General features: G+C 63.2%; 7 protein-coding genes and 1 pseudogene. 2 read left to right on the top strand and 6 right to left on the bottom strand.

Annotated elements, in window-relative coordinates:
* The 6 genes and pseudogenes from EOA38_RS18660 to EOA38_RS18635 form a co-directional block, all read right to left on the bottom strand.
* Positions 1 to 1,481, bottom strand: a pseudogene (locus EOA38_RS18660) (calcium-binding protein); the annotation flags it as partial.
* Positions 1,482 to 1,629: 148 nt separating this feature from the next.
* Complete coding sequence (locus EOA38_RS18655; RefSeq protein ID WP_189434735.1) at positions 1,630 to 2,130, bottom strand: hypothetical protein; 501 nt, start codon at positions 2,128 to 2,130, stop codon at positions 1,630 to 1,632.
* Positions 2,131 to 2,331: 201 nt separating this feature from the next.
* Entirely contained in the window at positions 2,332 to 2,784 is a 453-nt protein-coding gene (locus EOA38_RS18650; RefSeq protein WP_245480870.1) for an AraC family transcriptional regulator, read from the bottom strand.
* A gap of 6 nt (positions 2,785 to 2,790) precedes the next feature.
* Entirely contained in the window at positions 2,791 to 3,510 is a 720-nt protein-coding gene (locus EOA38_RS18645; RefSeq protein ID WP_245480869.1) for an AraC family transcriptional regulator, read from the bottom strand.
* 642 nt (positions 3,511 to 4,152) lie between these two features.
* Entirely contained in the window at positions 4,153 to 4,350 is a 198-nt protein-coding gene (locus EOA38_RS18640; protein WP_127299906.1) for a hypothetical protein, read from the bottom strand.
* Positions 4,351 to 4,658: 308 nt separating this feature from the next.
* Positions 4,659 to 6,182, bottom strand: coding sequence for a helicase HerA-like C-terminal domain-containing protein (locus EOA38_RS18635; protein WP_127299905.1), 1,524 nt, complete (start codon positions 6,180 to 6,182; stop codon positions 4,659 to 4,661).
* A gap of 395 nt (positions 6,183 to 6,577) precedes the next feature.
* Here EOA38_RS18635 and EOA38_RS18630 point away from each other — a divergent pair, with 395 nt between their 5' ends.
* Positions 6,578 to 8,020, top strand: coding sequence for a methylmalonyl-CoA mutase subunit beta (locus tag EOA38_RS18630; RefSeq protein WP_127299904.1), 1,443 nt, complete (start codon positions 6,578 to 6,580; stop codon positions 8,018 to 8,020).
* Positions 8,017 to 9,150, top strand: a 1,134-nt coding sequence (locus EOA38_RS18625) for a methylmalonyl-CoA mutase family protein (RefSeq protein ID WP_245480868.1), incomplete at its 3' end; no start/stop codon positions are given. The genes EOA38_RS18630 and EOA38_RS18625, both read left to right, overlap by 4 nt.

Genomic DNA, 9,150 nt, shown 5'->3' with positions numbered 1-9,150 from the left:
CCGATCGAGACCGCGCCGTCGCCATAGGCCGTGTTGCCGGAGCCGATCGAGACGGCCTTGCCGCCGGTCGCCACCGCGTTGGTGCCCATGGCGACCGCTTCGGCGGAATCGGCCTTGGCGCTTGTGCCGATCGCGGTGGCGTTCTGGGCGCTCGCCGTTGCGCCAAGTCCCATAGCGGTTGCGTTTGCAGCGGTCGCCGTCGCGTTGTTGCCGAAGGCCGAGGCGGAGACGCCTGTGGCCTGGGCGCCTGATCCCGCCGCGACCGAGCCTACGCCGCTCGACACTGCCGAATTGCCCAAGGCGAGGGAGAAATCGCCCGAAGCCGTGGCGACGTTGCCAAGCGCTGCCGCGTCGAGACCTGTCGTATTGGCTTGGGGGCCGATCGCGACGGCGTTGGTGGCGCTGGCGGCCGACTGGTAGCCGACGGCCAGAGAGGTGGCGCCGATGGCTTGGGCCCGTGTTCCGATCGCAGCTGCGTCGTCAGCTCCCGCGTTCGCGTTGATGCCCAAAGAGATCGCTTGACCCCCGCTGGAGGGCGCCCCGCCGCCGATCGCGGTGCTGTTCACACCACTGGCAGTGGAGGACTCGCCTAAAGCAAGGGCGTTTGCCTGGGTCGCGGCCGCGTTCGGGCCCAAGGCGACCGCATTGATGGCAGTTGCGCTTGCGAGGAGGCCCCCAGCAAAGGACCCGCCGCCGCTGGCGACGGACTGGCGTCCTATCGCGGTGGCATCGGCCACCGATGCCGTCACATCCGTGCCGATGGCGATGGCGCTCTGTGCAAGGGCGCCCGATGTTGGGACGGTGCGCGCACCGAGATAGAGGGAGTTCAACGCGGTCGCCTTCGCCTGGAAGCCGAGCGCGACGGCATTCTGGTCGCCCGCGCTGGCGCTGCTACCTTGGGCAATGGAATCCAATCCGGACGCAACGGTGTTTGCGCCGAAAGCGCTGGCGCGCAGTCCGCTCGCGGTGGAATTGAAGCCGATGGCGGACGACCCAATACCGGTCGCCTGAGCGAGAGCACCAAAAGCAGATGCATTTCCCACGGCGTCGGTGCTCGTTCCCACCGCGACGGCGCTTTGGCCGCTGGTGGTGGCTTCGACGCCAATAGCCTGGGAATTCGCTCCACCAGAAACCGCGCGACAGCCGATCGCCATGCCACCGCTGGTGGCTGCTGCGGTGACGGTCGCCGTGAAACCACTACAGCCGATCGCGATGCCGTCGACGGCCCCACTCTGTACGGTGCCACCGCCGGCTGTATAACTCTGCGCTTGTGCTGGTGCCGCGGATGAAATCGACAGCGCCAACGCGCCCAACGCCGCCGCAGCGGCCGGCCTCCAGCCGAGCTTCAGCCACCGGCGCTTCGTCGCCTTGCTCGCGAACTCGACGAAGACCCGCCCGCAGTTTGGACAGGTCGGTTCTTCCGGCAGCACGGTCGCGGCACAGGGGGCCGCAGGGGCCGAGCCATAGAGAGCGAAGGCCAAGGCCCCTCCGGCGCCGAGTGTGCCGAGCCCCATGCCCCTGCGCTGCATGCCAAGCACGCGATTGCGCAGCGCCGCCATCAGACGGCGGCGCAGCGAACGGCTGTCGGCCGCGCCCGAGATCCAGTTTCCGGCAAATCCGGGACGGAATTCAGTCCTTGCTTACCCCTCGACACATCTGGTCATGCTGGTTTTCCCTCGTAATTGCCGAGGCGCCCTGATGTGCCGCATCACTCGCCTCGGCGGTCAAAAAATCATCGAAATTACGCGTCTTCTCTCGCAGTGAGAGACCTATCTTGGCGCCTTGTTTTTCAATCAGATCGCAGGCGCTCGCGACCCAGGGCTGCGTGGGTTCGGGAACCGCGTGCAATGCAGTGTTGGCCCGCTCCGGCGACAGCTTGATCGCCACCAGCGCCCGACAGAGTTCGAAATGCAGAACCGGTTCACGCTCGGCGTAAACCGGAGAGGTCAGCCCAAGTACGAAACAGGCAAAGAGATGATCGATCTCCGCATCGGTGATCTTGTCGGCATACCGACGCTGCAGTGCGGCCCAGCTTGCCTCGACCGTCGGCGCAAAGACCTCGATTTCCGCGAACTCGATGTCCGTGGATGATCCAACACGCCGCATCGAATGATTGCCGGAAAGGTCCACAGCGCACCGAGTGATTTCCCACACGCCAAGGCATGGGCATATTCGCGACGGAGGTATTTTGAAAAATTCCGGAATCTTTGTAGGAAATTCCGGTCTTTGATTGCCTCGCGGCAATTGTGGCCGATCCGCCACACAACTTTCGGCTGCCGAATATCCATGACCATTCACACGGTGAAATGAGGCGCGCGCCGCGACAAAAGACTATCGTTGCAGCCTCACCTGCTTGGGGGTCCTGTTCCGGTATTTCGACATGGTGACCGTCAGGTGGCTCTGGTCCGAAAATCCGCTCAGATGAGCAACCTCCGCAATCGACAAATCACCCTTGCCGAGCAGCGCCTCGGCGAAAGAAAGCCGCCTTTCGATAATGTATCGATGCGGCGGCTGTCCGAAGGTCTTCGCGAATGCCAGGATGAAGTGGCGCGGCGAAAGGCCGGCGACAGCCGCGATCTTGGCCACCGACAATTTCCGGGTGAAGTTGGCGTCCAGAAATTCCTTCACCCTCGCCGAGGCGCGCAGGGAGAGACCGCCTTTCACACCGGGAAGCGGAGCTTCGGAGTCGTCTTTCGGGAAACCAGCGTAGTTCTGCATTTCGCTCTGCCTGACGGCCATTGCCGGGATCTGCTCGGGGCATGCCGCCACTGCCGCCGAGTCCACCAACCGCTACCTTCCGAATCGTATCCCGCTTGGTGTTTTTCCCCTGTATTTCTTCATGGTTGAGGCCAGGTGAGCCTGGTCGGAGAACCCGGCCAGGTAGGCGATGTCCGCGACCGGAAGCCTGCCCTCGACGAGCAGCTTGTCCGCGAGGTCCAGGCGCAGATTGATCAGATACCGGTGAGGCGGCATTCCAAACGTCATGGTGAATCTTACGATGAAATGATTCGGCGAAACGCCTGCGACCGACGCGAGTTCGGTGACCAGTACCTTCCGCGTGAAATTTTCATTGAGGTATTCCCGCACGCGTCGAGCGCCATTGGCGGAGAGGCCGCCCTTAGGCGGCGCAAACTGTCGCTTGCGGCTTGTGTAGGTGCGGAGCAGATGAACGCCGAACACCGTGACCAATGAGTCCAGATAAAGCTCATTCGGCGGTGCCTCCCCAGTCAGTTCGGCAGCGACCCTCTGGGCTATGCTGAGAGCCCAGAGGTCAACCGTGCCGAACGCAGGCGGCTGAAGCTCCGCATCGGCGAAATCGAACTCGTGAGCAGCCAGGTCCGACAGCGCTTCGGGAGAAATGGATATGACCGCGTTTTCCCTGGTTTCCACCCAGGTGAGGCTGCTGTCGACGCCCGCCGGATTGACGGCGAGACATCCGGCCGGCGCATCGTATTCCATGATCCTGTCGCTGCCGAGCGATGCTCTCAACTTGCGCGCCGGCGCCAGCATGATCCCGACGGAGTGCTCCTTGGCCAGGAACCTCTGCGATCCAGGGCTGCGGATGGAGTGTATGACGCTCCCTCGCATGGTGGCCCGTCTCGGACCCGCGCTTTCTGGAATTATGTCCAGGACATGCCGAGCCGCCCCTTCCCGAGCGGCGGCCCGGTGGTCGCCGCTTTTCCGAGCCTCGCCCGCATATGTCATCCCGCCACGCCCCGGCCGTTTGCCAGCCGATCGAAATCCCGTGCCTGCCGGCAGGCAGACAGGAGTTCGGACGGCTGCTTGAAAAATTCCCCGCTTAGTTAACCCAAGATCAGGGTAGCGGGCATAAAGTGGATAGGGAAGAGAACATTTGTATGTGAAGAAAAATTTTAACGCGAGGTGAAAAGTAAGAACATCGTTGATGGGGAAAGTTGGCGAGATTCTTGGCCCGCGGATGGCGCGGCTCTCCCATCGACGGGCCGAAGCCAAGAACCTTGATATAAAATCGGCAGCGCGATTCGATTTACTTGAGCGTTATCTAATACAGCGGCTTCATCTACATCCGTCAGGCCTAAGGCCTGGTCCTTGCCGTCCGAACCGGCGGTTATGAAAAGACATAATATAGAATAGAAATATATAGGACAGAGCTATCCGATTCTCGGCAGGTTGTTAAAGTTCGCCCCGACGCTTCTCATACATATCCCAAGATAACTCGACCATAGCCAGAAGAACATCCTCCCTGCTCCATCCGGCTGCAACTGCCGCTTTGACGATTTCGTGGATGGGAGACAGCAATTGGCGCTGACATTCGGCCGAGATGTCGGCGTCGTCGCCCACGGGCGGCCCATCGAAGCTGAATTTCTCCATCTGGCGCTCCCCCGCCGTCCACCAATAAATTACAGCGTTAAATTTTCATTCCCGCTAAAATACAATAAATCCCGGACGAAGCACAGGAACTTCGCAGGACCGACGGCGCGCGGGACATGCCCTCCGTCGACTGACACCGATGAAGAGGTCAAACGGCATTTTGAAGGCGGCTATCGAATTTTCAGCACGCCGGGTTTCTTTTTATCCCTCCGACGAAGCCTATCGCGAACTCCAAAGCAGTCAGCCCAAGCACTCTCAGCCGAAAGCGCCTCAAGCCGGCGCCCCCGCTTAAAGTAGGTCCGAAGTGCTTACCGCCCCCTGGCCAGGCTGCCCAGGATGCCGCGCACGATGGCGCGGCCGACGGACGAACCGACCGAGCGCACCACCGATTTGATCGCGGCTTCGGCCACCGTCTGGCGGTTGGAGGACCGCCGGTTGCCAGACCCCAAAACGTCGTCGAAGCCCGGGATTGTCCAGCGCGACCCGCCGCTGTTCTGCTGCTGCGCCTGCGCCTCGGCGTCCTGCGCTTCCTTGGTCTTCTTCTGCAGCATCTCGAAGGCCGATTCGCGATCGACCACCTGGTCGTACTGGCCGGTGACCGGGCTTTCGGCGATGATCTTGCGGCGCTCGTCCGGCGTGATCGGCCCGAGCCGCGAGGATGGCGGCCGGATCAGCGTGCGCTGGACCATGGCCGGCACGCCCTTGTCCTCCAGCATCGAGACCAACGCCTCGCCGGTGGCGAGCTGGGTTATCGCGGTGGCGCAGTCGAAATCGGGATTGGGCCGGAAGGTCTCGGCCGCGGTCCGCACCGCCTGCTGCTCGCGCGGCGTATAGGCGCGCAGCGCGTGCTGCACGCGGTTGCCGAGCTGGGCCAGCACTTTTTCCGGGATATCCAGCGGGTTCTGGGTGACGAAATAGACGCCGACGCCCTTGGAGCGGATCAGCCGCACCACCTGCTCGACGCGGTCGACCAGCACCTTGGGCGCGTCCTCGAACAGAAGGTGCGCCTCGTCGAAGAAGAAGACCAGCTTGGGCTGGTCGAGATCGCCGACCTCGGGCAATTCCTCGAACAGTTCCGACATCAGCCAGAGCAGGAAGGTGGCGTAGAGCCTGGGGTTCATCATCAGCTTGTCGGCAGCCAGAACGCTCACCGCGCCGCGGCCGTCGCGGGTGGTGCGCATGAGATCGGCAATGCGCAGCGCCGGCTCGCCGAAGAAATTCGCGGCGCCTTGGCTTTCCAGGACCAGGAGCGTGCGCTGGATGGCGCCGACCGACGGCTTGGTGACATTGCCGTAGCGGGCGCTGAGCTCGTCGGCGCGCTCGGCGATGTTGGCGAGCAACGCCTGCAGGTCCTTGAGATCGAGCAGCAGCAGACCCTCTTCATCGGCGATGCGGAAGGCGATGTTCATGACGCCTTCCTGCGCTTCCGTGAGGTTCATCAGCCGCGACATGAGCAGCGGCCCCATCTCCGAGATGGTGGCGCGGATCGGATGGCCCTGCTCGCCGAACAGGTCCCAGAAGATAACCGGAAACTCCTGGAACTGGTAGGGATCGAGCTTCACCTGCTCGGCGCGCTTGACCAGGAAATCCTTGGCCTCGCCCATCAGGGCGATGCCGGACAGATCGCCCTTGATATCGGCGCAGAAGACCGGCACTCCGGCGTTGGAAAAGCCCTCGGCCAGGACCTGCAGGCTGACCGTCTTGCCGGTGCCGGTGGCGCCGGTGATCAGCCCGTGGCGGTTGCCGTAGCGCAGCAGCAATTCCTCGGCGCGCTGGTAGGAATCGTCGGGCTTGCGGCTGGCGCCGATGAAGATGCTGGTGTCGTCAGCCATATGTCGGTCTCCGCAATCTGTTCCGTCAAAAAACGCCCGGCCTTATCGGAGGTATAGTAACGCCGTGGCCGGGCGACAATGGCAATGATCGAAACGGGGGCCCATCATCGAAACGGAGGCCTATCATCGAATTTGGGGCCGCCATCGAAATCGATCTTACCGAGCTTGCGGATTTCGAGCATGTTTGGCAATCGGTTAGCGGCTGCGGGGACAACGGCGACGGATGTCGCATTGTGATATCCGGCCGAGAACCTTAAAGCGCGTCGCGATCTTTCAGATTCGCTCGTGCGCTTTAGGTTTTTGATTTTACGCATGTCTTTTTCCCGAAACCGGTTCCCACTTTCGGGAGACATGCTTTAGACTGGTGGCTGATGCGGCAAGAGACGAGGAGTGCGATGGGCGCCGGCGCCTTGACCAGGGATGTCGACCTTCCGAACCCGGACGCCAAGCGCTGGCTGGCGCTGGCGCAAAAGGCGCTTGCCGGCGGCTCCTTCGAGGAGAAGCTCGTTTCGCACACCGATGACGGCATCCGCATCGAGCCGCTCAGCGAACGTTCGGCCGGCGCCGAGCCGCTGGTGCGCACCAACCCGACATTGCCCTGGATCGTCAGCCAGCGCATCGACGACCCGGATATCGCTCGCGCCAGCGCGCAGGCGCTGGAGGACATTGCGCAGGGCGCTACCGGGCTGTCGCTTGTCTTCGAGGGCGCGCCGAATGCCTTCGGCTACGGCCTGCCGCGCACCGCGGAAGCGCTGGAGACGGTGCTCGACGGTGTGCCGCTCAACCGTGTGCAGGTCCGCATCGACGCGCATCCCTGGAGCCGCGCCGTGGCCGACTGGCTGCTTGCCTTCCTGACCCGGCGCCGCTCCGATCCGACAAAGCTCAACCTTTCCTTCGGCATCGACCCGGCGGCGATCTTCGCCGGCACCGGGCGGCTGCGCACCTCGATCGAGGCGCTGCAGGAATCGATGCCGCAGTCGCTGGCGCATTTCTTCTCGATGGGCGTGCCGGGCGCGCTGCTCGAAGCCGACGGCCGCGTGTTCCACAATGCCGGCGCCACCGAGGCGCAGGAGCTCGGCACGATGATGGCGTCCGCCGTCTCCTATCTCAGGATGTTCGAGAAGGCACGTCAGCCACTGGTCTATGCCGCGCCCTATATCGGCTTCGCGCTCAGCGTCGACCAGGACCAGTTCCTGTCGATGGCCAAGGTGCGGGCGTTGCGCAAGCTCTGGGCGCGCATACAGGAAGCCTGCTCGATCCCGGCCTCGACGGCAAACGTCCACGCCGAGACCTCCTATCGCATGATGACGGTTGCCGATCCGGAAACCAACATCCTGCGCACCGCGATCGCCGCCTTCGCCGCGGCCGCCGGCGGCGCCGATTCGATCTCGATCCTGCCGCACTCCATCGCGCACGGATTGCCGGCCGGCTTTGCCCGCCGCGTCGCCCGCAATGCGCAGTTGATCATGGCGCATGAAAGCCATCTCCACCATGTCGCCGATCCGGCCAGCGGCTCCGGCGCGGTCGAGGCGCTGACCGAGGATCTTTGCGCTGCGGCCTGGGAGGAATTCCAGCGCATCGAAGCCGAGGGCGGGGTGCTCGACAGCCTGCAGCAGGGCTATATCCAGAACCGCGTGCAGACGGCTGCCGCGAAGCGCAATGCCGCATACCGGACCGGGACGCGCTCGATCATCGGCACCACCCTGTTCCGTGCCGGCAGCGAGCGCCCGGTCGAGATATTGAAGGCCGAGCGTCGGCCTGCGCTGACGGAAGGCGTGGCCGTGTGCGAGCCGCTGTTTCCAGTGCGTATCGATCAGTCTATCGGAGCCGGATCATGATCCCGGATTTCAGCCAGATCGGCTGGTCGGCGCCGCGCCGCATACCGGTCGATCTCAAGGGCCAGCGGATGACGCCGGAAGGCATCGCGGTCAAGCATCTCTATACGCAGGGCGACCTCAAGGGCCTCGCCAACCTCGACACCTATCCCGGCCTGCCGCCCTTCGTGCGCGGCCCCTATCCGACCATGTATGTCCAGCAGCCCTGGACCATCCGGCAATATGCCGGCTTCTCGACGGCAGAGGAATCCAACGCCTTCTACCGGCGCAATCTTGCTGCCGGCCAGAAGGGGCTTTCGGTCGCCTTTGACCTTGCCACCCATCGCGGCTATGACAGCGACCATCCGCGCGTTGCCGGCGATGTCGGCATGGCCGGCGTGGCGATCGATTCCATCCTCGACATGCGCCAGCTCTTCGACGGCATTCCGCTGGGCGAAATGACGGTGTCGATGACGATGAACGGCGCCGTGCTGCCGATCATGGCGCTTTACATCGTTGCGGCCGAGGAACAGGGTGTCGCGCAAAAGGACTTAGCGGGAACCATTCAGAACGATATCCTGAAGGAGTTCATGGTCCGCAACACCTATATCTATCCGCCGAAGCCATCGATGCGGATCGTGTCGGACATTTTTGCCTACACCTCGCGGCATATGCCGAAGTTCAATTCGATCTCGATCTCCGGCTATCACATGCAGGAAGCCGGCGCGACGGCCGATCTCGAGCTCGCCTACACGATTGCCGACGGTATCGAATATGCCCGCGCCGGCGTCGCCGCCGGGCTCGACATCGACCGCTTCGCGCCGCGTCTCTCCTTCTTCTGGGCGATCGGCATGAACTTCTTCATGGAGGTCGCCAAGCTCAGGGCCGCGCGGCTGCTCTGGTCGAGCCTGATGAAGAAGAATTTTTCGCCGAAGGACGATCGCTCGCTGTCGCTGCGCACCCATTGCCAGACTTCCGGATGGTCGCTGACGGCGCAGGACCCCTACAACAACATCACCCGCACGATGATCGAGGCGATGGCGGCGACGCAGGGGCATACCCAGTCGCTGCACACCAATTCCTTCGACGAGGCGATGGCGCTGCCGACCGATCATTCGGCGCGGATCGCCCGCAACACGCAGCTCATCCTGCAG

Origin of the sequence: Mesorhizobium sp. M1E.F.Ca.ET.041.01.1.1, from assembly GCF_003997355.1 — a bacterium.
GTDB lineage: Bacteria > Pseudomonadota > Alphaproteobacteria > Rhizobiales > Rhizobiaceae > Mesorhizobium.
Note: the sequence above shows the minus strand (reverse complement) of the source record. Positions and strands in the feature narration are given on the sequence as shown.

Excerpts from the sequence above, each read along its gene's own strand:
- EOA38_RS18645 (WP_245480869.1), bottom strand. The coding sequence starts at position 3,510 with ATGCTGGCGCCGGCGCGCAAGTTGAGAGCATCGCTCGGCAGCGACAGG.
- EOA38_RS18640 (WP_127299906.1), bottom strand. The coding sequence starts at position 4,350 with ATGGAGAAATTCAGCTTCGATGGGCCGCCCGTGGGCGACGACGCCGAC.
- EOA38_RS18635 (WP_127299905.1), bottom strand. The coding sequence starts at position 6,182 with ATGGCTGACGACACCAGCATCTTCATCGGCGCCAGCCGCAAGCCCGAC.
- EOA38_RS18630 (WP_127299904.1), top strand. The coding sequence starts at position 6,578 with ATGGGCGCCGGCGCCTTGACCAGGGATGTCGACCTTCCGAACCCGGAC.